Origin of the sequence: Leptospira terpstrae serovar Hualin str. LT 11-33 = ATCC 700639 (genome assembly GCF_000332495.1) — a bacterium.
Classification (GTDB): Bacteria; Spirochaetota; Leptospiria; order Leptospirales; family Leptospiraceae; genus Leptospira_A; species Leptospira_A terpstrae.
The window spans coordinates 151,407-178,398 of the sequence record NZ_AOGW02000010.1 but is presented as its reverse complement, the minus strand read 5'-3'; the positions used below and the strand labels follow the sequence as shown (position 1 = coordinate 178,398).

The 26,992-nt window shown below is 33.7% G+C and carries 25 protein-coding genes; all 25 read right to left on the bottom strand.

The annotated features are described in order from the left end of the window. Positions 1–3: 3 nt before the first annotated feature. The 25 genes from LEP1GSC203_RS09210 to LEP1GSC203_RS09095 all read right to left on the bottom strand — a co-directional run bounded on the left by LEP1GSC203_RS09210 (position 4) and on the right by LEP1GSC203_RS09095 (position 26,878). Positions 4–1,440, bottom strand: a complete 1,437-nt coding sequence (locus LEP1GSC203_RS09210; RefSeq protein ID WP_232225858.1) for a hypothetical protein — start codon at positions 1,438–1,440, stop codon at positions 4–6. Continuing rightward, complete coding sequence (locus tag LEP1GSC203_RS09205; RefSeq protein WP_002973578.1) at positions 1,427–2,536, bottom strand: DegT/DnrJ/EryC1/StrS family aminotransferase; 1,110 nt, start codon at positions 2,534–2,536, stop codon at positions 1,427–1,429. Before LEP1GSC203_RS09205 ends, LEP1GSC203_RS09210 begins: the two co-directional genes overlap by 14 nt. After that, positions 2,533–2,964, bottom strand: coding sequence for a sugar 3,4-ketoisomerase (locus LEP1GSC203_RS09200; protein ID WP_002974261.1), 432 nt, complete (start codon positions 2,962–2,964; stop codon positions 2,533–2,535). The genes LEP1GSC203_RS09205 and LEP1GSC203_RS09200 overlap by 4 nt, the downstream gene beginning before the upstream one ends. Positions 2,965–2,972: 8 nt before the next feature. Continuing rightward, complete coding sequence (locus tag LEP1GSC203_RS09195; RefSeq protein WP_002974363.1) at positions 2,973–3,665, bottom strand: class I SAM-dependent methyltransferase; 693 nt, start codon at positions 3,663–3,665, stop codon at positions 2,973–2,975. After that, positions 3,662–5,380: a methyltransferase, TIGR04325 family gene (locus tag LEP1GSC203_RS09190; RefSeq protein WP_002973932.1), complete on the bottom strand. Its 1,719-nt coding sequence runs from the start codon at positions 5,378–5,380 to the stop codon at positions 3,662–3,664. The genes LEP1GSC203_RS09195 and LEP1GSC203_RS09190 overlap by 4 nt, the downstream gene beginning before the upstream one ends. A 40-nt stretch (positions 5,381–5,420) precedes the next feature. Further along, on the bottom strand, positions 5,421–6,020 hold the full coding sequence (locus tag LEP1GSC203_RS09185) for an FkbM family methyltransferase (protein ID WP_232225854.1): 600 nt from the start codon (positions 6,018–6,020) through the stop codon (positions 5,421–5,423). 105 nt (positions 6,021–6,125) lie between these two features. Then, complete coding sequence (locus tag LEP1GSC203_RS09180; protein WP_002974428.1) at positions 6,126–7,406, bottom strand: ABC transporter ATP-binding protein; 1,281 nt, start codon at positions 7,404–7,406, stop codon at positions 6,126–6,128. Between the two features lie 31 nt (positions 7,407–7,437). Further along, positions 7,438–8,313 carry an ABC transporter permease gene (locus tag LEP1GSC203_RS09175; RefSeq protein WP_002974435.1) on the bottom strand — a complete coding sequence of 292 codons (876 nt, stop codon included), beginning with the start codon at positions 8,311–8,313 and terminating at the stop codon, positions 7,438–7,440. Between the two features lie 76 nt (positions 8,314–8,389). Continuing rightward, positions 8,390–9,382, bottom strand: coding sequence for an acyltransferase (locus LEP1GSC203_RS09170; protein ID WP_002974380.1), 993 nt, complete (start codon positions 9,380–9,382; stop codon positions 8,390–8,392). Between the two features lie 43 nt (positions 9,383–9,425). Further along, positions 9,426–10,463 carry a hypothetical protein gene (locus LEP1GSC203_RS09165; protein ID WP_002973693.1) on the bottom strand — a complete coding sequence of 346 codons (1,038 nt, stop codon included), beginning with the start codon at positions 10,461–10,463 and terminating at the stop codon, positions 9,426–9,428. A 93-nt stretch (positions 10,464–10,556) separates the two neighbouring features. Continuing rightward, the gene (locus tag LEP1GSC203_RS09160) at positions 10,557–12,236 is read right to left on the bottom strand and encodes a hypothetical protein (RefSeq protein ID WP_198008572.1); all 1,680 of its coding nucleotides are present in this window, start codon (positions 12,234–12,236) and stop codon (positions 10,557–10,559) included. Between the two features lie 437 nt (positions 12,237–12,673). After that, positions 12,674–13,759 (bottom strand): acyltransferase family protein, encoded by a 1,086-nt coding sequence (locus tag LEP1GSC203_RS09155; RefSeq protein ID WP_002973964.1) that lies wholly within the window; start codon positions 13,757–13,759, stop codon positions 12,674–12,676. A 43-nt stretch (positions 13,760–13,802) separates the two neighbouring features. Next, positions 13,803–14,621, bottom strand: coding sequence for an NAD-dependent epimerase/dehydratase family protein (locus tag LEP1GSC203_RS09150; protein ID WP_002974011.1), 819 nt, complete (start codon positions 14,619–14,621; stop codon positions 13,803–13,805). Between the two features lies 1 nt (position 14,622). Further along, positions 14,623–15,570: a glycosyltransferase family 2 protein gene (locus LEP1GSC203_RS09145; RefSeq protein WP_002974183.1), complete on the bottom strand. Its 948-nt coding sequence runs from the start codon at positions 15,568–15,570 to the stop codon at positions 14,623–14,625. 123 nt (positions 15,571–15,693) lie between these two features. After that, positions 15,694–16,920, bottom strand: coding sequence for a class I SAM-dependent methyltransferase (locus LEP1GSC203_RS09140; RefSeq protein WP_002974029.1), 1,227 nt, complete (start codon positions 16,918–16,920; stop codon positions 15,694–15,696). Next, positions 16,917–17,480, bottom strand: coding sequence for a dTDP-4-dehydrorhamnose 3,5-epimerase (gene rfbC / locus LEP1GSC203_RS09135; protein WP_002973703.1), 564 nt, complete (start codon positions 17,478–17,480; stop codon positions 16,917–16,919). Before rfbC ends, LEP1GSC203_RS09140 begins: the two co-directional genes overlap by 4 nt. Before the next feature lie 37 nt (positions 17,481–17,517). After that, positions 17,518–17,670, bottom strand: coding sequence for a DUF5989 family protein (locus LEP1GSC203_RS19980; protein ID WP_232225853.1), 153 nt, complete (start codon positions 17,668–17,670; stop codon positions 17,518–17,520). Between the two features lie 12 nt (positions 17,671–17,682). Further along, positions 17,683–18,078 carry an SxtJ family membrane protein gene (locus tag LEP1GSC203_RS09130; RefSeq protein WP_039937669.1) on the bottom strand — a complete coding sequence of 132 codons (396 nt, stop codon included), beginning with the start codon at positions 18,076–18,078 and terminating at the stop codon, positions 17,683–17,685. A gap of 1 nt (position 18,079) precedes the next feature. Continuing rightward, entirely contained in the window at positions 18,080–19,906 is a 1,827-nt protein-coding gene (locus LEP1GSC203_RS09125; RefSeq protein WP_002973828.1) for a carbamoyltransferase family protein, read from the bottom strand. A gap of 156 nt (positions 19,907–20,062) precedes the next feature. Next, entirely contained in the window at positions 20,063–21,127 is a 1,065-nt protein-coding gene (rfbG, locus tag LEP1GSC203_RS09120; RefSeq protein ID WP_002974215.1) for a CDP-glucose 4,6-dehydratase, read from the bottom strand. After that, a complete protein-coding gene (rfbF, locus tag LEP1GSC203_RS09115) occupies positions 21,118–21,891 on the bottom strand; it encodes a glucose-1-phosphate cytidylyltransferase (protein WP_002973999.1) in 774 nt (257 codons plus the stop codon). The genes rfbG and rfbF overlap by 10 nt, the downstream gene beginning before the upstream one ends. A gap of 18 nt (positions 21,892–21,909) precedes the next feature. After that, positions 21,910–22,938, bottom strand: coding sequence for a phytanoyl-CoA dioxygenase family protein (locus LEP1GSC203_RS09110; RefSeq protein WP_002974400.1), 1,029 nt, complete (start codon positions 22,936–22,938; stop codon positions 21,910–21,912). A 3-nt stretch (positions 22,939–22,941) separates the two neighbouring features. Continuing rightward, the gene (locus LEP1GSC203_RS09105) at positions 22,942–24,738 is read right to left on the bottom strand and encodes a hypothetical protein (protein ID WP_002974207.1); all 1,797 of its coding nucleotides are present in this window, start codon (positions 24,736–24,738) and stop codon (positions 22,942–22,944) included. Beyond that, positions 24,735–25,781, bottom strand: a complete 1,047-nt coding sequence (pseI, locus tag LEP1GSC203_RS09100) for a pseudaminic acid synthase (RefSeq protein WP_002974117.1) — start codon at positions 25,779–25,781, stop codon at positions 24,735–24,737. Before pseI ends, LEP1GSC203_RS09105 begins: the two co-directional genes overlap by 4 nt. 260 nt (positions 25,782–26,041) lie before the next feature. Beyond that, positions 26,042–26,878 (bottom strand): methionyl-tRNA formyltransferase, encoded by an 837-nt coding sequence (locus LEP1GSC203_RS09095; RefSeq protein ID WP_002974375.1) that lies wholly within the window; start codon positions 26,876–26,878, stop codon positions 26,042–26,044. Between the last annotated feature and the right edge of the window lie 114 nt (positions 26,879–26,992).

Here is a 26,992-nt window from a genome sequence, read left to right as displayed (position 1 = left end):
AGTTCAATAACCTAATTTCTTTAGAATTCGCTTCGTTAGACTCAACTTTGAAATTTCCAATGCAGATTCGATTGGATCAATAAAGCGCCAATCACCAACAAGCTCAATAGTATCTAACGTTTTAAAATTTAAAGGAATAGAAAAGAATCCATTGGAGGAATAAAAACAAAAAGTATTTCCATTTCTTTTTTGCCAATTACCCGTAATCATTTTCTTAAGTTGCTTATGTTGAAGTAAAATGTCATATCTATTGCTATCCGAATCTAAGCCTGAGACTCTTAAAGTTACGATGTTCATTTCTAACGCAGTACCTCTAGCAGGTACAATAGTAATTCCGGAAACCATATCTTTTGGTGAATTAAATCCACCTAAATGAATTTCGATACGAAACTTTTTCATTTTTTTTGATATAGGAAAATTATATTTTAACTCATTTTGAAAATTTATATTTCCATTTTTTGCAATAAACAAAACCGTTTCGGTAAGAAATCCCAATTTTATGGCTTTATAATAATTCAATGTTTTAGAAAGATCCAATAAAATTGGAGGCACTTTTTCTGAACCAATAGAATTTTCTTCTAAAAATTCCAAGTTAGAATCTAATGCAGAAGAATATTTTTTATATATTGAATCATAAAAACTTTCGTGAATTTGATAAAATTCGGAGTAAAATCTTAATTCCTTCACTACCATTTTCACATCATGAAAATGATAAAATACCAATGGGAATTTTTCTTTTGATATTATATCAGATAATTGAATTTTATTATTTTCTACATTTACCAAATCATATTGTTGAATATTCCAAGGAGCAACTCCACCACCTAAATGTTTTAATACATGTACACCTTCAAATTGAGAGGTCCAATGGTCTAAGTATTTCTGATCACCAAATTTTCCATCTTCAAATCGGGCATAACACCACTCCAAACAACGGTCCGCCCACCAATCCAAAACTTTTTTCCCGTTAGCATCGTTTCTAAAAAAGACAAACTGAACGCAATACTTTCCAGCTGTTTCCGTCTGATCGTATTCCGGAGAATATCGATGTTCAGTAATTAATACAGAGGAATTTTTAAGTTCACCAAACAAAACCTCAGGATTCGAATAGAAAAATAAATCTGCATCTACATACGTACAATGATCTAGTTTATATTTTTCGATGGAATACTTTATGATCCAAGGAGTACAAGTCCAACAATACTCACCTTTTGATCTTTCCTCTTTTACTTTTAAAAGTTCAATGCTTTCAAATTCTTCCAAAGTTACAATTTGAACAAAATCAAAATGCAACTTTGATAAAGCTAATTCTGATGCCTTATCAAATGGAAAAACATATACCTTTGCCTTAGTATCCGCAGCTACCAATGAACGTAGCATGGTGATGCCTCGTAGCAAATAATTTGAATCAAATAATGTACAATAATTATTGGTATACATTTAAAACATCGACTACTCTTTTAATGTCTGCTATCGTGTGGAAGTAAGAAATAGGTAAACTCAATTCAGTAGCATGAATTTCCTCTGCAATTGGATATAACCCAGAAGAAAATTCTACATCGTTGGACAAGGTTTTAGCTAAAGCTAGTTGTTTGTGAGGTGGTATTGGATAATGAATTTCCGTTTTAATTTCGTTTTTTAGTAAGTATTCTTTTAGCTTATCTCTTTCATTATGTCGAATGGGATAAATATGATGGACTTGTTCAATACTTTCAGAATCTGGAAGAGGTTTTTTGAAATGATTTAATAAACCCTTATCATAGATTTCGAATAAAGCTTTTTTGTGACTGTTTATTTGAGAAAGATATTTTAATTTAACGGACAATACAGCTGCTTGAATTTCATCCAGTCGAGAATTCATACCAACAAACTCATTATAATATTTTATTGAGGAGCCATAGTTGCGTAATTTTCGAATTTTTTCTGCAATTTTTGGGTCATCCGTTACAACTGCCCCAGCATCTCCAAATGCTCCCAAATTTTTAGTTGGGTAAAAACTAAAAGCATTTACATGCCCAATAGTACCAACATTTCTCTTCTCAAATTTTGCTCCGTGTGATTGAGCACAATCTTCGATTAAAACCAAATTATTTAATTTAGAAATTTCTACAATAACATCCATCTCGCAAGGTCTTCCATAAAGATGTACAACCATGATAGCGCAGGTGTTCTGGTTTATTTTTTCCTTAATTTTATTAGGATCAATATTATAAGAATTAATTTCAGGCTCTACAAGAACAGGTTTCAAACCATTTTGTAATATTGATAATATAGTCGCGATATAAGTATTCGATGGAACAATTACTTCCTTTCCTTCCGGGAAATCATAATTTCTAAGACTTAGTGTTAACGCATCCAATCCAGAAGCTACACCGATACAGTATTTGTTTCCATTGAAAGCAGCAAACTCTTCTTCAAAATTTTCAAGCTCTTTACCAAGAATATACCAGCCACTTCGTGACACACGTTGGATTGCCTCATCTATCTCCGATTGGAAGGGAGCGTTTAGTAATTTTAAATTTTCGTATTCTATCATTTGTTTTTTAGAGCAACGTATTTCAAAAAAGCATCATAATTCCGTATGTAATCATTTTCATCAAAATAATCGGAAGCAAAGATTAACATAACGCAGCCTGCAGAAATAGATTCCATAGAATGCCATAAATCCTTTCCTAAAATCACTCCAATATGGCTTTCATTCATTTTGATTTTTTGCGTTTTGCTTCCGTCGTCCAAATTCAAAACAAAACTACCATTTAAACAAAAAATAACCTGCACTGTTTCTTTATGTGCATGGTTTCCTCTAGTCACTTCGGATGCATTTTTCTGATTAATATAATAAGTTCTTTTAATGGCGAATGGAATGTCCCTGTTCGATTCTGCTACAGTCAGGCTTCCTTCCCTTTGGTCTGTAAACTGCTTAAGTATAATATAACCTGAGTTTTTTACTATGATCTCTTCCATATTGTTCACTATTTCTTTTTTACCAAAAGAATATTATCCAGGTAAAACCCATGGTTCTCAGGAAGTAACTTAGACAAAAGTAATGTTAAAATTTGTATCGGAGCAAAAATAAGTGGTAAGCTAACCTTATATATAAATCGTTTTCTTGAAAAAATATAATATAAATAAGTACAAAATAGCTGCCCAAGAGTTAAAATAAAATTTCCAGTCTTATACTGTTCAAGAATTTCGAATCCATTCCTTTCTAGAATAGCTTTGATTCCAAATGAAGAATATCTTGCAAAATCATATGGAATTTCATGTTCATCCCAAACAAAAGGAACTGTAACAATACCTATTCCACCTTTTTTTAGAACTCTTTTGATTTCTAATATAAATTCATCAGGATTAAAGACATGTTCTAAAACTTCTGTCGCAAGAAAATAATCAAAAGTATTTGCCTTAAAAGGAAAATTTTTCCCATCGTAAAACACATCAGCCACCGGATTTGTTGAATTAATCCCATGGGCATAATCCATACCAACATATTCTGAATCCTGAAAGAAACTCTGGTAAGGTTTGGTTCCGCACCCAATGTCTAGAAGTTTTCCTTTTCTAATATGAACACTCAGTTTTTGAATGTATAAAAAAAGGAATCTTCTTGTGATAAAAAAAGGGTTAACAAAAATATACTTAAAATTCGGCAAAAAATCTCTGTTCATTTTTTTCTCATAAAAATCAAAGCTCTATATATAATTTTAGCATCAATAAGAGAGTATCTATCATTTGACTCAAACGCTTCAACTAACTCATAGGTATCTGACAAAAAATCGAGAAAACGACTGTAGTTAAAAAACCAGGCAGGGTATTGGGCACTATAGACTTCAGGTGGAACCGTTTCAATCGTGATTCGATCCGGGAAATCCTCTACAAAAAATGGTGTCCTATCGATAAGAATTGTCTGAAATTTAAAACTCTTGATTAAACCCAATACTTCGTATGGATTTTTTATATATGGCAATACACTCGAAAGAAGTGCCGTTTCCGGTTTTCTAAGTTTTACTGCTTCGATAATTGTTTCAAAAAATTTAATCTCTCTATTTTCAAATTCTGATTTTCCAATAGATACTATTTTTTCTTGCTCAACAATACTCCACTCCACAAATTTAAGTTTAGATAAAAATTTTCGATTCTGATAGTAGCTACTTCCTAAAGATCCCCCAAAATCCAACACCTTCAATTTACCACCACTTAAAGAAGAAGCAAATAACAATCCGATTAACAAGGGTTGCGAATATTGGATTTCGTTAAAGATTACTGAGTCTCGCTCATAAATTGCTTTACCATCGCGGACTAATTGAAGCGAATCCCTTACTTTCTCAATTATTATATCGGAATCATAACCTGAACAAATATTCGCCGCTTCTTCCCAGTTGGAATAATTACCAGAAAATATGATTTCCGCTTTTGTTTGCGACGAATGTAGGACATCAATCATTCGCATAAGAATTCTTCTTAATTTTCCAGCAATTTTACGTAAGAATACTCTTATCTTTAGGAAAGGTGAAGACTTTTTAATTTGATGTTTAGCAATAGACCGAAAATAAGTTACCATACGGCTTCTAGCTTCAATATTTTCTTGAATGATACTTGGGAAGTTATGCTTTTTTTTAGAGGAAAACGTCTGACTTAAATATCCATTATCGTCACAGTGTGTACCTGAATTATCCAAACCAATATTTAAAATTAAACTTTCTTTTGGATACAACGTGAGCATGTTTTTTAAAAAAATCGAAGCATGCCAACGGATCGCCCAACTATTGTTACGGCCTAAAATTTGATCCGTCAACATCTGAAAAAAAGGATAAGTATTGTCATAATCAAAACGAGCGACTAATTCTTCTCTAATAAGCTGATCCCGCAACTTTTCCCCATCTGGTTCAAAATACTGCCAAGCCCTTTTCCAAGTTGCCCATCCCCAACAATCAGCTCCTCTGATAAAGTAAGTATCGTCTAAGTTAGTTGTATCCATAGGATAACTGTATCCATGAATGCTAGCAACCTTTTCCTCATTCTCATATTTTTCTAAACTTGAATTCATAAACTGCAGAAAATAAGGACTTACTAAAATATCATCTTCTAATACAATTACAGATTCTGACTGATCAATGACCTCAGAGACGCCACTAATAATTGATTTAGCAAGTCCATAGTTTTCGCCTCTTTCGATGATTCGAATTGATTTAAAGCCTATTATTTCTTTTAAATAGGATCTAACTTCGTTTACTTTTTTTAAGTTACCTTCTGTTTTCGCGAAATCAGAATAAATGATTAAATCTGAATCAGAGGCTTCCTTGTTCGCAATCAAGGAATCAATCACACGTTTGGTATGATCAGGGCGGTTATAAACAAAGATGATGATAGGAGCGTATTTCATTGGCCTGGATTCTGATGAAAAGAAGTAGGATATGTTTATTTTAAATAGAGAAGTTTTTATCTAAGTAAAAGCATGTACGAGGAGTTTTACAATAAAAGCGATATCCGATCTCATTCAATAAGAGATGAATTGGATTTTTAGCAATTGTTTCAAGATCGAAATCTAAAATTTCAATTAAAATCACCTTTGGTCTAAATTTTTTCCAATCCCCAGATTTCAAAACAGAAATTTCATTCCATTCTACGTCGATATTCATAAAATCAATCTCTTTATTTAGAGGGAACTCCCGCAAAACACTAGCAAGTGGCTTTACTCTAACTTTTACGTTATCTGTTGATCTATAATTTGTAGTTTTTTCTAAGAACTTAACTCTTTCAAGATCAAAAGTATTTAGTGCAGCTTCTTCAAATCGATAGTAAATTAATTCCGATTCTTCTAAACCTATACCGATATTTAAATTTAGGTCCCGCTTTCTGTGAATTTCAAATTTCTTAAATCCATCGGGCGAAGGTTCAATGTTTATTCCATTCCAACCTAACTCATAAAAATGATTTGTATTGGAAAACCGAAACGGATCATAAGCACCGATATCTACATAATAGCCATTTCTTTTATCACCAAAAAAGTCGCGAAGAACCATATCCTCTCCTTCTTGGGAATAGGACCGGTAGTAATTTTGAGTTTGGAGTTTATTTAAAATTCTCTTAATTAAATACAAATTCATACCTACAGAGAAATAGAATTATTAATTATCTAACTTCAATTCAAATGGAAGACTCACCAAACCCATATTATGGTGCGGATCCAATTCAGATGAAGTTATGCTTAGTGCTGGTAAGTTTATATTATTGTCAATTACATCATACCATTTTCTTAGATCTTTATCACCAACAGCGATGTACATCAAATATTGCCCGACTCGCAGAGAATTCTTTGGTATCTTTAAAGAAAAATGAAGTGGCTCTCCAACTTTCGGCGAATTTTCCATGATACGCGTTTTATAATTTGTGATTACATTCATCCCAAGTGGTTCGATAAGCACGAAATAGAAGGCAAGACCATCGCAATAGTCGCGTATATTTAAAGTTAGATCGATAAAGACATCCTCTTTAGAATCGAAACTCCATGATGAGTGACTTTCAGAGCGGGCACTTACACTTGTAAACAAAGCGTTTCCATTGCTATTTGTACGACCTAACCTATCACTAATTGCTAAACTACCCAAATCGGCTTCTTGAAACAAACCGGTATATTTTTGAATACAAATATCAATATCACTATTTTCTTCAATCATACCATGTTTAAGCAAAATACCCCTTTTGCAGATTGCTTGTAGGGCTTGCATATTGTGACTAACAAATAGAACAGTCCTTCCCTCACTGGACACATTCTGAATTTTACCTAAACATTTCTTTTGAAATTCTGCATCACCTACAGCTAAAACTTCATCAACAATCAAAATTTCAGGCTCCAAATGAGCTGCCACAGCAAATCCCAAACGAACCATCATACCGGAAGAATATCTTTTTACCGGAGTATCAATATATTTCTCAACTCCACTAAAACTTACAATTTCATCAAATTTACTTTTAATCTCGGAAGAGGTCATACCAAGAATGGCGCCGTTGAGAAAAACATTTTCCCTTCCAGTTAGATCCGGATGAAAACCAGTTCCAACCTCTAACAAAGCTGCCACTCGTCCCTTTATTTTGACACTGCCTAATGTAGGGGAGGTTACTTGAGATAGGATCTTTAAAAGTGTAGATTTTCCGGCACCGTTTTTTCCAATAATACCAACAACATCACCGCGTTTTACATCGAAACTAACATTTTTTAGCGACCATACATAATCGCTGTCACTAGCAACACTTCGATCATTAACCTGTCCCACTTGCAAATATGGGTCTTCTTTACCTCGAAGTAATTTCCACCAGCGGTTCAAATCGTGCGCAAGAGAGCCAGTACTAACTTGGCCTAATCGATATTGTTTGGAAATATTATCTATCCGTAAAACTACATCACTCATGAATTTATTTTCCTAAAACTCGATACACGAATCAAACGGTATCGATAAATGATCTCTCGACCCGATTAAAAATTAAAACTGAAAGAAAAACAAGAACCACTGTAAAACCAACACTGATACTCAAATATAGCCAATCAAAAATTCCGACACCTAAAAGTATAAAACGGAACGCCTCGATTAAACTAGTCACTGGATTGAGCAGGAGAATAAATTTCATATTAGGAAAGCTATTGGTTACAATGGATAAAGGAAATACTATTGGAGAACAATACATTAGAAGTTGAACGCCAAAATTGACTAAAAACTTTAAATCTCGATATTTTGTAGTCAACGATGATATAATAATGCCAAATCCTAGACCAATGATACCCATTAAAATAATCAAAAATGGAATCAAAAGATAATAAAAACTTAAGCTTATATCGGTACCAGAGATGCTATAAAAAAACATAACGCCTAACAGCAAAACAAATTGAAGGAAAAATTTAACCAAATTTGAAATTGCTATTGAAATAGGGACAATCAGTCGAGGGAAATATACCTTACCAAAAATTGCTGCATTGACTACAAAAGTATCGGAAGTTTTTACGAGAGTATCGGCAAAATAATTCCATATAGTGATTCCGCTTAGATAAAACAGAAAATTTGGAATACCATCAGTTGCGATTCCCGCCACTACTCCAAAAATTACAGCAAATGTTAAAGATGTTAAAACAGGCTGAATGAAAAACCAAATTGGACCAAGAACCGTTTGTTTATAAACTGATACTATATCTCTTCTGACAAACAAAAGGAGTAAATCTTTATATCTATAAATTTCACCGAGTCGCAAGGAATACCATTTTCTTCGCGGCTCTAAAACCAAATCCCAACTTTCTTCAAGTTCAGGAGTATTATTACCTGTCATTTTTATCTACTACCTTATTGAAAAAATTTACAATGAAAATTGTCTAAGACAAAAAAACCAAGGCTTTCAAAAATCTCTAAGTTTTGATGAAACATGATTCAACGACGATACTGGGTAACGAAGAAATAATAGTTTGATTCTCTACTTGTTCTACGGAAAAATTTATCCGAAAATCTGCATTTTCTAAATAAAAATGATTTTCAGTGTATTCATCAGTTAGTTCATATTTAAAATTATTATGTATAATCCAAACTCTATCCGACACAATTTTTTTACATCGAACTACAACTACGTCTCCAGGTTTGGAATTTAACGCAATCGAGAAATGTTTTTTTGTTGCTAGACCATAAAATTTGACATAACGATCCTTTTCTAGATCAGAAACCAAAAACCCTGAATAAAAATACGGCAAATCTTCAGTCCTATTATAATATAAATATGAAGGTGGGATAAAATTTATTCTATTTCTAATTTTTTTGGCCGGCACACCAGCGACTACCGAATAAGGTAAAATATCTTTTGTTATCACAGCATTCGCACCAATAACACTTCCCTTCCCAATTTTTATTCCATTCATAACAAAGACATTGGCACCTAACCAACAATCATCTTCAATCACTACTGGTTTACTATGCTTTTTTCCTAATTCTAAATTTTGAATTACTCTAACATCTTGATCTTTTATATTCAATTCAGGAAATTTATCGAAATAGTGGTTCCCAGAACTAATATAAATATTTGAAGCAAATGTACAATAGCGACCAATCGATACATCTCCTAAAATGATTGTTCTATCCTGGATAGAAGTATAATCGCCTATTTCTATTTTCTGATTAGGGCCAATCTCTACATGCCTACCAATATAAACACCTTCACCTAAACATAATTCAGAATATTTCGGAATTATTATATTTGAACCAACACCGATTGAGTATTTTAAAGGAAAATCTAATTTACCTTCACAAATCAAAACATACGGATCTGAAATCTGCGCAAATTTATCCCGCAGAAGCCTTTCTAGAATTTTAATAGTAAATTGGATTAAACCATTTCGAATCTTACGAATCATAGAATTGCTGTTGTTCCTAACTGAAATTAGAACTGTAGATTTATTATTTTATTGCTTCCAAAAGCTTCTTTGCATAAAACTTGTTTACTTCAGGATTTGGGTGACCATCGTAAGGAAGCATATTAAATTCTGGATTAGAGTAATCACGGTAAGAATCAACATAGATAAAGCCTTTATCTTTCAGATGTTTTATCATTGGGTCCTTTTGGTAATCACCCGAACTCCACATATGAAGAATTATTGGAGTAACATTTAGTTTTTTGGCCTCTTCATAGATTTGGTCAAAAATCTTCTCTGTAATTAAAAACTCCTCTTCGTTTTTCACAAATGGAACATGTTCTTTCAAGAGAGGAATGGTTCGAATTTTTAATTCACCAGAATCAAGGTAAGCTTGGGGAAAATGGAAACGTACATCTTCAGGATTTGGTGGAATGCCAAATTTAAAATAAATAGAATTACGAATTGAATTCAGTTTTTCAATAAAAAAGTTCTTATCACTAAAAGGGCCAAAAGTCCTTAGAGCACCAACATATTCTTTTGCAGCAATATTTCTTTGAGAATGCCAGTCGATATATGATATTGCTATATATTTTGGCCTTCGTTTAGACTTTATCAGTTCTTTTATTTGAAGTAATGCATGGTGAGTACCATAACCATTCTCACCAAAGTTAATCACTTTTAAATCTTGCCTTTTATTTTGGACAAGATAAGCCATCGTTTCGTCATCATTCAATCCCTGGCCCCAAACGAAGGAACAACCAAAGATCCAAAGTTCAGGTAAATGATCTTTCGAAACACCTGTAAATCTCGTGGCATCTTGATTGATCCTAACCTTGTAGGACCGTTCTTCCTTTAGATTAGATAATTTGATTTTAAGATTATAATCCCCAGGAATTGCTTTGTATCCAAGAACCAAATCATCGACATACATTGGCGAGGGTTCCACACTTAATTCCCTAACAACGGCAGTTTGCATGCGATAACGATTTAGCAACTGATTTGCCAAATACAGTATCGGAACTGTAACAGCAATTAATAACAAAAACATAATTGCATAAAATAAAGATTTCCTTGAAGTCATTTAATTCTCCTTAAATAAGTATTCAAACTATTGATCTTTTAGGCCTTAAAAAACCTGAATGATACAATCCAACTCACAAAGTCGTCCGCTAATTTATTTACATTCTTTTATGATGTAATTTGGATAGCGAATTTCTACATATCCATTAAAACCAAGCCGAATCGTTTCATCACATAATTCATTTTTCAGATGTTCCATTTGCTGAGATTTTTTATAAACCTGTTGCGGGTAACCTTCGTAGCCTCTTACGAAATTATAACATTGTGTCTTTGAACCTTCCATCATTGGTAAACCAAATAAAGAAGGTTTACCAGAGACCATCGGAACAAAAAAAGGCATCTTGATACATTGTTGATGTTTCCAGGGAGAAATATTATCTGATTGATTGTTCCAAAAGTTCACCTCTGATTTTGGAATATAAACCAACAGATCCTTTCTCGGAATTTTTCGAACTTCTTTTAAAATTTGAATATATCCATCATCGAAAGAGTTATCTCTAACTTCCTTTGTTATTTCAGAAATTATTTTTAAACTCGACCTTGCCCGAGAAGTCAAAAAATTTCCTACTAGAACGATAAAAATTAAAAAAACAAAGAACAGATAGGAAACATAAATTGGATATTTGCGAGTGAAATCAATTTTTTTAGGCAGTCTTTTTGAAAACGCTGAAGCAAGAAACAGTGAAAAAAATGCATGTAAATTAGAAAAATAATATCCAGAGCTATCAATCGTTATATTTAATCCAACAAATCCAATGAAAGTAACTAGTAAAAAGGCTAACGAAAGAATTAATTCGTTTTTCGTCATTTTTTTGGCCAATAACAACAAAAATGAGATCGGCACGACTAACCAAAAATAAATAAAATGAGAGAATATAAATTGTGGTAAAGACAATTCCGAAGCAAAATGAGATTGAAAAAACTTCCAAACAAATCTAACCTCTAACCCTTTGATGTCTGACTGCGGTTTGGAACCAATATAACCAATAACAAAAAATATTAATGAAATTCCGAAAAATGTTATAACTCGAGAGGAAAGATAATTTTTTTGAAAAATTAAAAATACTCCTAGTATTGCAAAAGCAATTACTCCGACCGAAATTTTAGATAACGTAATAAACAACAAACAAAGTGGAATTAGAAGAAACATTTGGGCAGAAATTTTTCGATTAGAAAGTGAACCAACAGCGGACATAAACGCAGCGAAAAAAATTAAACTAACTAAATACGATTCTGAATAAAAATGAGATCCAAAAATTGTAACGAACGGCTTGGTTAATATTGCTGCTAAGGAAAGAAAAACAAATATGACTTTTAACAAGCCATTCCAGCCTTTTGCAAACTCCTGACTCACCTCCAACAAAAACAATAATAACAAAGGCCCAAAAAACAAGACCGACCCAAATCCATAAACAATATAAGCCGGGACCTCCATTATGATGGAAATACGTGAAAATAGAAAATGAGAGAAAATATGATAATATACCGGGTTTAAACCATGCATACCTGTTGAAGCAACACCGTAATTTCGTAGGTTCTCCGAAACTGAGGCGTGATAAAGTGTATCCGGATTTAAAACTAATTGCTGAACTTTCTTTTCAATCAATGGATCGACTACATTACTCGCCTGACTTTCGACTAAAAAAGAAGCGAATATAACAGACATAACTAAAGATATAAAAATAAAAGTCTTAGGAGTATACTTTAGCTGAACTATTACATTAGTTAAATGTTGTCGTCCTATCCATAAAAACACGATAGGAGTCAAAACCAAAAACCCTAATCGAAAAATAGCGATCCCAGGAATATACGAAATAATTATCAATAAAACAAACAATGAGACGATCGAAGAACCTGAGTTTTTCAAAGATAGTTTTAAACTGAAATAAATCAAGCAAACAAGGATAGAGAAAACTACAAACTCTAATGAGATAGCCCTATTTGATTGGTCGATATTCAAATTGAATAAAAATACATAGTTAAACGCGACAGTAAATATAAAGGTTAACAAATTTAACCATAGATTAGTTCTATTCTGCATAATGCTCATTGATTCCAATATTTTTATTTTAACTTAGTACAACATGAAAGCGAAATGAAATATAAATATTTATTTTAGCCAACTTAAACAACAGTTTCTTTTGACCAAATATCATTCTTGCTGATTTAGCATGTATAAAGTAAATAAATAGTTATATAAAAAAATCGAAGTTATTTTTCTTTTGTCTCAAAATATTCGATAATTTTTCTACCAATAGTCTGGCCAGGTTGTTCGATTAAATAGAAAGTAATTGTAGCAACACCGGTAGTAATGACCAAAACAGATAGATAGAAAATAATAGCAATGTGAGTTTGGTTGCTCGAAGCAATTAAAGGTATTATATAATCTTTCACTATGCCAATGACTGCAAAATGGAAGAGATACATACTAAAACTCAATTTACCAAAATAACAAGTGAGAGTATTAACGAAAAATCTAAATGGGTAAAGTGACAATGAGTATGAAAAAAGAACAAAAGACAAACCATACATAAAATTTGGTAACAGATAAACATACCCGCCACCAGTAAAAGCTAACCATAAGAAAATAGATATTAGTAACCATCGAAGAGCTTCTGGTTTGTAATTTTTAGTTGTATCTTTTTTATCTTTAAATAAGAAATACAGAAAAAATCCCAAAGGGAAAACACAAACTTGAGCCGGAAACCATAATTGAAAAAAATAATTTATTAATGCGTCCTTACCGGGATAAAGAGAGGAAACTTTAGCAAACGATAGACCATTCAAATATAATCCAAAAAATAGCAAAAGGAATGATAATGAAATGGCTTGGTACTTTTCTTTTAAATGAATATAGCACCAAGGAACAAAAAGATAAAACATAAACTCAGTGGCGATTGACCAGCCACCAGGAACTATGCTATTGATGGATGCAGGGTGCCAACCATGAACAAACCCTAATGTAGAAATAATTTGCCAGATATGAATTCCATCAGGCGCCCAAAATGTTGCTCCTAATCCATTTTTGATAAGATAGAAAAATGCAGCTAAATAAAATGCAGGAGCGATTCTAAAAAAACGTCTTATAAAAAAATTTCGAATCGGGTTTCGCTCAACTTTAAATTTAACATCCAATGATAAAAACAAAGTGAAAGCACTTAATACAAAAAACAATTGTACACCATACTGTCCAATAACACCAAATACACCTGTATTTTCTATATGTGGAAGTATTACCCCAAGTATTGCAATTCCCCGAAGTGCATCAACGAATGCGTATTTTTTTTGCTCTTTCATGTGCACCACCAGATTGAACTAAACATTACAATTACAAATCCCCTCAGAACTGGCTTGCTAGTTCTGGAATTAAATCAAGTATCGATCTTGGAAAGAAATTAAACTCATTCTCAATTTGTTGAATTTCAATTGGTTTAAATTTTATCTTTCTCGCGGTTTCACTAATATGAATTTCAAAAGGCATAATTTCACGGATTTTTTCCAAAATGACTCGATTGGTTTGATTTTGCCCTGAAGCTACATTGTAAATAGATTGTTTTCCTTTTAATGAAATTTGAAGCAGCAGCTCTAATACATCTTGAATATGTATATAATCCTTTTCAGAATCCAAAGTTGTAAAAAGATTTATTTTTCCTGTCGCCTTTGCTTCCCGAAAAAGTGAAATTACGAAATTACCAGATTGGAAGTCAGCGCCTAACACGTTAGATAAACGAACACTTCGAACATTCTTACGTCCTGAATTCAAACAAATCGATTCCCCTAAAAGCTTCGAAAGATTAAATAGATCTTCAGGTTCATTCACTTTAGTCAAAATAGGTGAATTTTCATTAGTTGATTCTGAATGAATGTATATACGAGTTGAGGAAAGATAAACCAAAGATTGAAAGTCACACAGCTCTAGAATTTTGCTTAATAAGGAAACATGTGCTTCAATCGTATCAAAAGGGCGAGTTCTAAAATCAGATGTTATACCTGCACAATAGATCACGTTTGATAATGGTTGGGTAAATATTGTATGATCGTCCCTTGCAGGAACATTGCAAATATGCCCCAAACTACGTAAGTAGTTAACCAAATGAGAACCTATAAATCCATTTGCTCCAATAACTGTAAAAACTTGAGATCCTTCAAACGGATTCATATTATTTAAAATTTATTTTCTCATCCACTATATACAATGGTCTCTCTTTTCCCTGGTTATAAATCCTTCCAACATATTCACCCATAATTCCAAGAAAAATCGAATTTATACCAATAGCGAATAAAAGTATTAAGATAATTGCAGTAGTCCCAGTCGGAGGAACCGGCATCCAAGCAGGCGGAAAAAAACGGACAAAAATAAAATACATAGAAGCAACCGCTGTACCTAACATTGTGAACAATCCAAAATATGCAACTGCTCGCAAGGGTAAATGCGAAAAACACATCATAGCATTAAATGCCCACTTCGTCGAATACCAAATACCGGCAATGGATTTTCCATGGATTCTTTTATCTCTACTGTATTTAAAGGGAATTTGTTTAAAACCTACCCAATGCACCAAACCGCGCAAATACCTATCAGGCTCACGCATGGAATTAACGGCGTTTACAACTCGCCGACTAATCAATCTAAAATCCGTTGCCGAAATAGGAAGTTTCGAATCACTCATAAAATAAATCAGTTGATAAAAGATTTTGGCACCTAAAGTTTTAATTAGGTTAGAGTCATTTCTCTCTTCTAGAACTCCATATACTACATCGTAGCCTTCTTCCCAATAATCTACCATTTGAGGGATCAATTCTGGAGGTTCTTGAAGATCACCTGCCAAAACTATCAAAGCATCACCCGTTGATAAATCAAAACCACCAGCAAGCGAACCGTGATAACCAAAATTTCGAGAATAACGTACATACTTCCATTTTGAGTCTTTGCTACAGATTTCCTTTGCAATTGAAGGGGTGCTATCCTCACTACAATTATCTAGAATAATTACTTCTGCTCGTATTCTTTTTTTCAAACCAACAAGAACTTTAGTTAAACGAGAATATAGAATAGGTAGATTTATTTCTTCATTTAAAACGGGAATGAGAATTGTTAAAACTTTCACTTTATAAAACCTCCTATTGATCTATAAATAGAAAAAAATATCCTTTGATAGTCTTTGAACTAACCCATTAAAGATAGAGTTATGCAAGTCAATTTACTACCTCTATCATTCATGCAAAATGATTTAAGAAATGGTTAAATCTGGAATAGCTATCACATACTGATGCGTTCCTTCTCCGGAAGCATTAAGCTGTTGAATTACTTCGCTTTTCAAATTCCAAGGTAATATGATTACATAATCAGGTTTTACAGATTTTAAAACCTCTTCATCCACAATGGGAATCCGACTACCGGGAAGGTATTTTCCCTGTTTGGAAGGGTTTTTATCTACAACGAAAGAAATTAAATCATGCCGAATTCCAGCAAAATTTAATAACGTGTTCCCTTTCGCCGCTGCACCATAAGCTGCAACTTTTTTGCCCTGCTTCTTTGCTTTTATTAAAAATTCCAGCAAATCATCTTTAACTTTTTCTGCTTTTAGCTGTAGACCATGATAATAAGAAGCAGAGTTCATTTGTAAATTTTGTTCTTTTTTTAATAACTCAGCGACTCTTTCACTTACAACCCTTTTGCCAGTATCACTTCGTTGGGCAAAGATTCTCAAACTGCCTCCATGGGTTGGCAATTCTTCAACATCAAATATATTTAGACCATTTGCAGAAAATATTCGATTTACAGCAATGAATGAAAGATAAGAAAAATGTTCATGATAAATAGTATCGAACTGATTTTCGTTCACAAGTCTCATTAGATGTGGAAACTCAAAAGTAGAAATGCCATCTGGTTTTAGTAGTATAGAAAACCCTGAAACAAAGTCATTTATATCCGGAACATGGGCGAGTACGTTATTTGCAGCCGTCAAATCAGCCTGTTTACCCTTTGTTACCAGTTCTTTTGCCAACTTAACTCCAAAAAAATCCTCTACAATATCGATTCCTTTTTCTCTAGCTGCATTAGCTGTACTGGTTGTAGGTTCGATTCCGGTGCAAGGAATATCATGAGCCTTTACATATTGTAATAAATATCCGTCATTGGCAGCAATCTCAACTACATGACTTTCTTTATTTAAATTAAAACGAGAAATCATTTGAGTTACATAATTTTTAGCATGTTCCAACCAACTGCTAGAATAACCACTAAAATAAGCATATTCGGAATCAAACAATTCATTGGCACTTGCAAAGTCTTCTGTTTGGACTAACCAACAGTTTTCGCAAACCAAAACTCTAAGTGGAAACCACTTTTCAGGTTCATGAAGTTTTGCTTCTGTCAAATATGCATTGGAAGGAGGCGAAGTTCCTAAATCAATCAAAGAGAGAGTAAGGTTTGATTCACAATGCCTGCATTTCATACCAAAACTCCTTTAAATTCTTGAGTTATATAAGGATGCTGTTTATCTCTTTCCGATATTTGACTTATCTCTAATGGCCATTGAATTTTAATGGCTGGATCATTAACATTTAAAGCCCCTTCCAATTCAGGAGAATATTTTTCAGTGTGTAAATATAACATTTCGCAATCATCCGTTAAAGTTTGAAATCCGTGAGCAAATCCTTTTGGAATCAAAAGACTTTTAAAATTCTTTTCTGACAATACCTCACCATGCCAACCTAAAAAAGATTTAGATCCTTTTCGCAAGTCTAAGGCCACGTCAAAAACTTCACCACGAATACAACTTACCATTTTTGTTTCAGCAGCCGGGGGAAATTGGAAATGAAGTCCCCGAACAGATCCTTTTTTTTTTGTTAAAGATTGGTTAATTTGAACTACTTGAAAATCTAATCCAAGTTGCTCAAAATCTTCGAAATTGAAAATTTTCGAGAAAAAACCTCTCGAGTCATCCCTAGAAAATCTCTGTATTATCAACAAATCATCTATACTAGAAGTTGAGGTTTTAAAATTAGATTCCATATGTATAATCTTCAGAAAACTGAATAAAGGAATAATTTTAAAATAAAGTATAGATAAAGGGAGATATTGCACTTCCCTGCGTTATAACTAACAAAACTGACAATAAAACTAACAAGAAGATAATCGGTAGTAACCAAAACTTTTTACGTTCCAGCAAAAACTCAAAAAATTCTTTAATTAAAGATAACATAAAATATTCCTTTTAAAAATGTCTTTCGTAGTGTTTGATATTCAATTCTTGTTTTGGTCTATCATTCCAATATGTAACAGCTTCTTTCTCTAAATTTTTATTAAGAATATCCTTTCTAAAGATTCTTAAAAGAAGAGAAATGGGTATAACAGTCAAAACGAACACAATAAACAAAATAATACGAGTATTAACCATACCGAGAATATGCGCAAACTTCATCCAGGCAGTATGAATCGGTCTAATCCATAAGAAGTTAACGAGACGAACAAGAAGGAAGATTCCTCCCAAACTTGCAAGCCCATAAGAAATCTCAACTTTTCCTTTGTAGTAAAAAAAAGCAGCCAAAGCAGATAATAACACTCCGCCACCTAGCGAAAATGTTTTAAGCTCTTTTTGTTGAACTCCCATATTAGTCGAGCTCAAATTCATTTTTCCAGTCTGTGTCATTTTTTAACTCAGGTTGTTTTGTCTTATCCAAAATAAAATTCTCAACTACGAGAAAATCAATATTTGTACGCATAAAACATCTGTAAGCATCTTCAGGCGTACAGACGATTGGCTCTCCCCTAACATTAAAAGATGTATTAACAACAACCCCAACGTCCGTAATTTTTTTAAATTCAGAAATTAGGTCATAATACATCGCATGGTCTTCGCGACTAACTGTTTGTATACGGGCTGAATAATCAACATGAGTAATTGATGGGAGTGTTGATCTAGGAACGTTTAATTTTTCAATTCCAAATAGTTTTTCTTGCTCTGAATTCATCTTAATTCGTATAGAATCTTTCACTGGAGCAACTATCAGCATATAAGGAGAGTCTCCTTCATGCTCAAAATATTTAGAAACATCTTCTCTTAACACTGAAGGAGCAAATGGTCGGAATGATTCTCTAAATTTAATTTTCAAATTCATTATCGACTGCATGTTTTTCGATCGAGGGTCTCCAATGATCGAACGAGCACCTAACGCACGCGGACCAAATTCCATTCTACCCTGAAACCAACCAACGATCTTCTCATCTGCGAGAACTTTTGCGGTTCGCTCAGCCACATTCGATCGGGGAACTTTTTCATAGGGAATATTATTGGTCTTAAAATAGTTTTCAATATACTCTTCACTATATTCTGGTCCCAAATAAGACGCCTTTTGCATTTTCGCAAAATTTGTTCCTTTTCGTGGAGCATTGTTTACATGAAAATGAGTTATGAGGGCAGCACCCAACGCGGAGCCAGCATCTCCACTCGCTGGTTGAATCCAAATATCGTCAAAAGGACCTTCTCTAAGAATTTTTCCATTAGCTACGCAATTTAGAGCCACACCACCAGATAGACATAGGTGCCTCATTCCAGTAGTCTTGTGAACATGATTTGCCATTTTCAGAAGAGCAATTTCAATTACTTCCTGAACGGAACGAGCTAAATCCATTTCTCTTTGAGATAATTTCGATTCTGGCTTACGAGGAGGAGCTCCAAAAAGTTTATCAAACTTTTTGTTTGTCATTCGGTCGCCACCAACGTAGTCAAAGTATTCTAAATTGATTTTGTAAGAGCCATCTTCCTTTAAGTCGATTAGGTTATCTAAAATTAGATTTACATATTTAGGCTCACCATAGGGCGCAAGTCCCATCACTTTATATTCACCTGAATTAACTTTAAAACCAGTGTAATAGGTGATGGCAGAATAAAGTAGCCCAAGGGAATGAGGAAACTTAATGTCACTTAAAATTTCAATTCGATTATCGCGACCAACACCATAACTCGTAGTTGTCCACTCACCTACTCCATCTACAGTAAGAAAAGCTGCATCTAGAAAAGGTGACGGGAAAAAAGCAGAAGCAGCATGGGATTCGTGGTGCTCTGGAAAAATTAGTTTTCCTTTGAATTCTTTTTTTCCGAGCTGTTTTTTGATCTCTTCACCTGCGAATAATTTTTGGCTCATCCAAATCGGAATTGCCTTCATAAAAGTGGGAAGCCCCTTGGGAGCAACACTCAACGCAGATTCTATGATTCTCTCGAACTTTAAAAAAGGTTTATCATAAAAAGCAACATAATCTAAATCGCTAACTTTCAAGTTAGCAGTCTGTAAACAATACTCGATAGAACGCAAAGGAAAGTTGGCATCATGCCTTTTTCGTGTAAATCTCTCCTCTTGGGCCGCAGCTACAACCTCGCCATTTTTTAAAATAGCCGCGGCACTATCGTGATAGAAACAGGAAATTCCCAAGATGTTCAAGAGGTATAACCTTTTAGATTATTTTTGCAATTATACATTTATAATTTACTAGTATTTTTTGAGACACTAACAAAAAGCAACCAAATGTTGGCTGTATGTCAAAAAAACAATTGAGTTGGCATACTTAAAGGGGTCTTATATAATACAGAATCATTCCTAAGTCTTTTGGTATTCCGAAATTTGGTTTAAACAAATTTCTCGCATATCTGCATTCTTTTGATAAGCTTCATACCACTCTGCAATTTTTTCAATAGCATTACTTAAACTCCATCGAGGTTCCCAGTTCAGATGGTGTTTTGCTTTCGAACAATCTAATTTCAAATAGTTAGCTTCATGAAGTTTCGGACTAACGTCAACTTCCCATGCATCTTCCTTACCCATTTGTTTAGTTAATCGATCAACAATCCATGAAACTGGTTTTGCATCATCTTCCTTAGGACCAAAATTCCAACCTCCTGAATATTTTTGTCCTTCATCCTTATACAATTTTTCTGCCAGACAAAGGTAACCGGAAAGAGGTTCTAATACATGTTGCCAAGGACGAATCGCATTAGGATTTCTTATTTTCACAATTTTCTGATTTAGAATTGATGCAAGGATATCTGGAACTAATCGATCTTCCGACCAATCACCGCCGCCGATTACATTTCCTGCCCTAGCACTTGCTAAGCGAATTTCTTGCGTCAAAAAGAAGGAATTTCGGTATGCCGAAGTCACTAATTCAGAACATCCTTTACTATTGGAATAAGGATCATATCCGCCCATGGGTTCATTTTCTCTATAAGCCCAAACCCATTCCTGATTTTCATAACACTTATCAGTAGTAATATTAACAACAGCTTTTACGGACTCTGAATGTCGAACGGATTCTAAGACATTCACTGTTCCCATCACATTTGTAGAATAAGTCTCGATTGGATCAGCATAGGATTTACGCACCAATGGTTGTGCTGCCATATGAATGATGATCTCAGCTTGAGTTTGTTTTAATTTTTTGGAAAGTTTTTCGTAATCACGAACATCTCCAATAGTATGAGATGCCAACAATGGTTCGACACCTATTACCGAAAACAAATTAGGATTAGTTGGTGAGTTTAGTGAATACCCATGAACATTTGCACCTAAAGAACTTAGCCATAAAGCAAGCCAAGATCCTTTAAATCCAGTGTGACCTGTTAAAAAAACAGATTTTCCCTTCCAAAAATAATTCTCTAATCCCATAATTTCCAAGGAGCTTTTCCCGAATTCCAAAGTTCTTCCAGATGATTTTTATCCCGAAGAGTATCCATAGGCTGCCAAAAACCAGAATGTTGAAAGGCCATCAGCTCCCGATTTTTGGCAATTTTTTCGAGAGGATCCCCTTCCCAGCTACTTTCATCTCCAGATATGAAATCAATAACTTTTGGAGAAAGGACAAAAAAGCCTCCATTAATAAAACCACCATCCCCTTTCGGTTTCTCTACAAACCCATCAACTAAATCACCTGTCATGGACAAAGAGCCATACCTACCAGGCGGTTGAACTGCAGCAACAGTGGCCAATTTTCCATGTCCAAAGTGAAATTCTATTTCCTTTTTAATATCGATATTGGATACTCCGTCACCATAAGTGAAACAAAATGCTTTTTCATTTTGCAGATACTTTGCGACTCTTTTGAGACGTCCTCCCGTTAAGGTACTTTCACCCGTATCAACAAGAGTTACTTTCCAGGGTTCTGCATTTTGTTCATGAACTTCCATCTTGTTATTGCTCATATCAAATGTAACATCCGACATGTGTAAAAAATAATTAGCAAAATATTCTTTAATTATATAGCCTTTATAACCACAACAAATAATGAAATCATTAACTCCGAAATGAGAAAACATTTTCATAATGTGCCAAAGAATAGGTTTACCCCCGATTTCAATCATGGGCTTGGGTTTTATATGGGTTTCTTCGGAGATCCTTGTACCAAGACCACCTGCTAAAATGACTGCTTTCAAATTAATAAAATCCTTTATTCATAAGAATCTCTCATAAATATCCTTATTTGATTTAATAAACTCTTCAATATTCGGATTGGCAAATCTAACTATTTTTTTCGACGAATAAGTTCCTCCAAAAAGATGGTCACTATATTGTGTTTGAAAAATCAAACGGCTACCTTTAGTAACAGCTTTTCCTTTATGCAATCCCCTTGTATCTTCTGCAATAACTGTAAACCTTTTTGCATTGTATTCAATATATTTTTCTTTAGGATAATAATCCTCTATATCCTTATCCGTTAGTCTTGCATACCCATGTTTCAATAAATGTTTCGGAATACCATTGGTTCTATGAGAACCTTCGATAAAACAATGTGGTCCCGTATCCGGCGTAACATCTGTAAGGTAAAAAAAGAATTTCAACCACTTCACTCTATCCATATCAAAGTGCCACATAGTCGCAGCTTCAGCGTTCGGTTCTTTGGAATAATCAGTATGCCACCACATCCCAGTTACATCAGCCTTTGGCAAACAACCCAAGTAACTTTGTGCCACACTTAGAACAGAAAAATCTGTCATGATTTTTTGAATAATCGGATCATTGATTAACATTTGTTCATCAAAATCATAACGAATAGTTTTTGGGACTAAAGTTGGATTAAATTTCGAATATACTATTTTATCTTTATATCCTTCAGAATCTAATGGCCGCTGAGCGAGGTCTGTATTACAACCCAACTCAAGAAGATAATTACCAATTTCATCGCTTATCCCCTGTTCAAAAATATAGTATCCTTTTTCCTTCAATGTGCTAGTGATTTTTCCAATATCCTCATTGGTATAATTTCCCAATATTCCACTTGCTGAAGGGAATCTTCTTTTCGGAGTTTTTATAATTTGATGAATAAGATCATTCGAATAACCTTTTGTTTCGCAAAAAAGGTTGATCATTTGAGAATAAGCTTCGGGAGGTGTGTTTCCAGTTTTTTCAAATTCAACAAAACCTCTTCTTATCTCAGCAAACTTACGTAGAACACTTATTTTTTTTCTTAGTGTTTGAAACATTTCTTAACTCTGCCTACCTTCACTATTTTTAGTCCAAAATTTATACAGGCTCTTCTCTTTCTCAAAAGGAAGATTAAATAAAGCAGATAAGATTTTATTCATTGTCCTTCTAATCTCAATTTCTTCATGCTCATTCTCTTCCAAGTCCACTTTTCTATACAAATCCAATTTTGAACTATATTTATTCCTGATTAGTAACGATATCTCTTTCGAATCATTCATTCGTCTGTACGAACTTAAATCATAAGAATAATGGAAGTATTTTCTTCTAAATATTCTACTTACCATTCCATTAAATTCTGATTTCTTAAGGATGAATCTTGTTTTTAACTTTTTAAAAAAACCACCTTTTCTTAGAGAAAAATCCTCATGGTAATGGAACTCATCAGAGATTTTAAAAACTGATTTATAAAGTTTCAATGCGTACCAGCGAAAAGCCTTTTTAGTGTTTTCAAAATTCAAACCATCGTTTAGGGCAAGATTCAGTTTTTCAAAATAGTCAGCCTTGCTTTCAGCCACATAATTTATATCAGCGGGATATAGTATAAGCTCGGGAGAATAAATTAATACCGGTATACCGAACAAACTCATCTCTTCACCTACACTTGACCAAGCATTTAAAAACAGGTCTGTTTCTTTAGCTAGATCATATATAGAAAGGTTGTCAGTTGGCCAATTGATTGCAGTATTAACAGGAATTTCTTTAAATATTTTTTCTAATTCAAGTGAATGCTTCGACCGGACCCCGTCCCTTTTGTTCGGAAATTCTCTCGGATGAACTCTAATAATTAAAAAAAGCTGAGGATTGTTATTAAAATACTTTATTAACTCTGAAATCCATTCGATTTGTGAATCAAATATTAAAGAATTCGATTTTCTTAATTCTCCGATAGACTCTCCAGCGAATCTTTCATCATAACTACTCATTGTAGCGACTATTACTTTTTTTTCTGGTGATATCTTAAAAAATTCTCTAATAGAAATTGTTGATTGGACTGCGGAAGAATATGCTAAAAAATGTTTACCTTGAAAGAGTGTTAGGAAGTGATTTTTTACTGAATTTGCCTCTACTTCTGTGCACGTAGAATTTTTGAATTGATTCCACTTAGAAATCAATTCTCTCCTGTAATCAAAAGTGCTATTCAACGAAACAATCATAGTTGATAAGCGGTTAGACAAATTTTCACCGGCATGAAGAAAATATACAGGAATCCCTTTTTGATTTCCAAGGACTTTTAAAGCTTGGTTTACAGAATACAAAGTATTGTAGATTAGTATCCTGTCTGGTTTCTCTCTTTCAATAATATTTGAAGATGCAAAATAACTATACAGGGTATTTTTAAAATTTATTCTGTAACTCGCCCATTCCTTTTCACTAAAATTCAAATCACTTTTTTTATAATGGAGTAGAACATCATAAAGGGCAATTTTCCCTATCGGAATATCATTCAAATTATATGATTCAAACGACTGATAAGATAACGAGTTTATTATATCATCGATAGTGGTATTATCTTTAGAAGTTAAATAAGATTCAATCGTTCTACTAGCAAACCTGAATCGAGTGTTTAACCCATCTCGTAACTCATTACATTTATCACAAACTGCTTGTTTTTCTGATTTATCTGAAAAGTGATTCAATCCATGAGCACTCATGGCAACACAATATTCAGAAAATATTCGATCACAATGAACATACAAGACTTCATTTCCTTCTTGGATCAAGGCATCCGCAATACTTGCCTCCGGGAAAGCATGTGTCCAAATTGCTGAAAAAGGAGAAAAAATTAAAATTTTCAACCTAACATCTCCCAACTCAGTCCTGTTCCTCTCTTAACATCCCGATTGATCCTCTTCCCAATCACAAAATCAAAAAACTTCGGTGGCATACCATAACCCGGACGAATACTTCTCACATTCTTTTCTGTAACCAGTTCGCCGGCCTTCATGTCTTCAACTACATACAATGATCTTCGAAAAACTAGTGATGCTTTTTCTTTCTCTGTTGGACCATAACTAATCTTACCCAATCCCTGCCAGGCCCTTTCCGATTCTGTTACCAAGGCCTTCATTTCTTCAGGTTCCATCGAGAATGTAGAATCAACCCCTCCATCTGCTCTTCTAAGAGTAAAATGTTTTTCGATCACAGTTGCACCCAATGCAACACTTGCAACAGCGACCCCAATCCCCATGGTGTGATCCGAGAGGCCAATTTCGCATCCAAACAATTCACGCATATGAGGAATGGAATGTATATTCGTAGTTTCAGGAGTTGCTGGGTATGTACTTGTGCATTTCAAAAGTATGAATTGTTTATTCCCCGTACTGACTATTGCATCTACTGCTTCTGCAATTTCTTGGACTGTTGCCATTCCTGTGGAAACTATAATTGGTTTACCAGTGCTTGCTACTTTCTTTATCAATGGAATATCGATATTTTCAAAAGAAGCAATTTTATACGCAGGTACGTTTAAATCTTCTAAAAAATCTACAGCAGTAAAGTCAAAAGGACTACTAAAACAAAGTAGCCCCTTCTCTTTGCACCTATCCATAATAGGTTTGTGCCATTCCCAAGGAGTGTATGCTTGCTTATAAAGGTTATAGAGTGATTCCCCTTTCCATAGACTTTTGGGATCAGAAATAAAAAAATCACCATCTGATTTATCAATCGTAATCGTGTCTGCTGTGTAAGTTTGCAATTTGAGTGCATGGGCACCTGACTCTGCCGCAGCATCAACAATCTCGAAAGCTCGCTCAAGGGAGTGATTATGATTCCCTGACATCTCCGCAATGATGAAAGGTTTATTTGATCTTGAAATTTCTATGTTTGCAATTTTTATCATATGTTTTTAAAAATGTTTCATCCAGAGCTCGTCGGTTATTTGATCCTGATCTGATTCAGCATCCAACAAGGTGAATGATTCTTACATTTATATCCATTTCCCAATATTTTCTATTTCCATAAATTTATTTCTTAATATTCTAATTTTTGCTGTATTGACTAATTAAAAGTCGGTTTTTAAGAATATTTACTAGGGTATCTCTGAAATGATATAATGATCTCTATAGGAATATTCTATCAATTGGTATAAATATCACAATTCTAACTTATTTCAAACTCGGTGAAAGCCAAGAACCCATCTTTCACACTTGTATACATTTGATCATTTTCTTTAACAATTAATCCAACCGAATTTAACATTGGTTTAGGTAAATCTAAAGCCTCTGCTTTATGAACGATTAGTTTTCGACCATCTGCTAGATAACAATAAGCGCCGGGATATGGTTTTGATTGTGCACGAATAAAATTTATTAAAGATTTTTTATCTTTAGTAAAATCTAAATAACCCATTTCAGGAATACGTTTTCCAAAATAAGTAGCGTCAGCTTCAACTTGTGGTATAGGTTTGATACCTTGGTGAATTTTTTTTAAAGATTCAGTTAGACAGATAGGATAAATTTCTTTAAATTTCTGTATGATATCATTTCCAGTATCGTTATCGGCTATCTCCACTTCTATTTGGTGGTATATGTCTCCGGTATCAACTGTCTCTTCCATTATATGGCAAGTTATACCAGTTCTGGATTCTCCGTTGATAATTGCCCATACATGTGGAGTCCTTCCTCGATATTTTGGGAGTATTGATCCATGGATATTCAATGGATAAGTGGAATTATCTAGAATTGTTTTTGGGATAATATATCGGTAGTTTACACTGATCAGAAAATTTATTTTATCTTTCTTTAACTCATTTAAAAGTTGAATATCAGTTCGCAAATCTGAATAAGAAAAGCCGATGCTACTTTTGGAACACAATAAATCCACTGATTCTTCCGAGCCATCTTTATGGGTAAGTATCAAATCAAACTTATACCCATTACCTAGTAGCTCTTTTAACACTACAAATCCTAATTTTCCAAAGCCAGCAAATATATTCATAAAAACTTTTTACCTAAAAAAGGAATTCAATACACCTAAAGATTTTCTTAAAAATGTTAAAATCAATTTGAATGCAACCAAAGAATTTATTCTTCAACTGCCTATTAAACCTCA

Bases quoted from the DNA above. Each gene is read 5' to 3' on its own strand.
- LEP1GSC203_RS09210 (WP_232225858.1), bottom strand. From the start codon at position 1,440: ATGTATACCAATAATTATTGTACATTATTTGATTCAAATTATTTGCTA.
- LEP1GSC203_RS09205 (WP_002973578.1), bottom strand. From the start codon at position 2,536: ATGATAGAATACGAAAATTTAAAATTACTAAACGCTCCCTTCCAATCG.
- LEP1GSC203_RS09200 (WP_002974261.1), bottom strand. From the start codon at position 2,964: ATGGAAGAGATCATAGTAAAAAACTCAGGTTATATTATACTTAAGCAG.
- LEP1GSC203_RS09195 (WP_002974363.1), bottom strand. From the start codon at position 3,665: ATGAACAGAGATTTTTTGCCGAATTTTAAGTATATTTTTGTTAACCCT.
- LEP1GSC203_RS09190 (WP_002973932.1), bottom strand. From the start codon at position 5,380: ATGAAATACGCTCCTATCATCATCTTTGTTTATAACCGCCCTGATCAT.
- LEP1GSC203_RS09185 (WP_232225854.1), bottom strand. From the start codon at position 6,020: ATGGTTCTTCGCGACTTTTTTGGTGATAAAAGAAATGGCTATTATGTA.
- LEP1GSC203_RS09180 (WP_002974428.1), bottom strand. From the start codon at position 7,406: ATGAGTGATGTAGTTTTACGGATAGATAATATTTCCAAACAATATCGA.
- LEP1GSC203_RS09175 (WP_002974435.1), bottom strand. From the start codon at position 8,313: ATGACAGGTAATAATACTCCTGAACTTGAAGAAAGTTGGGATTTGGTT.
- LEP1GSC203_RS09170 (WP_002974380.1), bottom strand. From the start codon at position 9,382: ATGATTCGTAAGATTCGAAATGGTTTAATCCAATTTACTATTAAAATT.
- LEP1GSC203_RS09165 (WP_002973693.1), bottom strand. From the start codon at position 10,463: ATGACTTCAAGGAAATCTTTATTTTATGCAATTATGTTTTTGTTATTA.
- LEP1GSC203_RS09155 (WP_002973964.1), bottom strand. From the start codon at position 13,759: ATGAAAGAGCAAAAAAAATACGCATTCGTTGATGCACTTCGGGGAATT.
- LEP1GSC203_RS09150 (WP_002974011.1), bottom strand. From the start codon at position 14,621: ATGAATCCGTTTGAAGGATCTCAAGTTTTTACAGTTATTGGAGCAAAT.
- LEP1GSC203_RS09140 (WP_002974029.1), bottom strand. From the start codon at position 16,920: ATGAAATGCAGGCATTGTGAATCAAACCTTACTCTCTCTTTGATTGAT.
- rfbC (WP_002973703.1), bottom strand. From the start codon at position 17,480: ATGGAATCTAATTTTAAAACCTCAACTTCTAGTATAGATGATTTGTTG.
- LEP1GSC203_RS19980 (WP_232225853.1), bottom strand. From the start codon at position 17,670: ATGTTATCTTTAATTAAAGAATTTTTTGAGTTTTTGCTGGAACGTAAA.
- LEP1GSC203_RS09130 (WP_039937669.1), bottom strand. From the start codon at position 18,078: ATGGGAGTTCAACAAAAAGAGCTTAAAACATTTTCGCTAGGTGGCGGA.
- rfbG (WP_002974215.1), bottom strand. From the start codon at position 21,127: ATGGGATTAGAGAATTATTTTTGGAAGGGAAAATCTGTTTTTTTAACA.
- LEP1GSC203_RS09110 (WP_002974400.1), bottom strand. From the start codon at position 22,938: ATGTTTCAAACACTAAGAAAAAAAATAAGTGTTCTACGTAAGTTTGCT.
- pseI (WP_002974117.1), bottom strand. From the start codon at position 25,781: ATGATAAAAATTGCAAACATAGAAATTTCAAGATCAAATAAACCTTTC.
- LEP1GSC203_RS09095 (WP_002974375.1), bottom strand. From the start codon at position 26,878: ATGAATATATTTGCTGGCTTTGGAAAATTAGGATTTGTAGTGTTAAAA.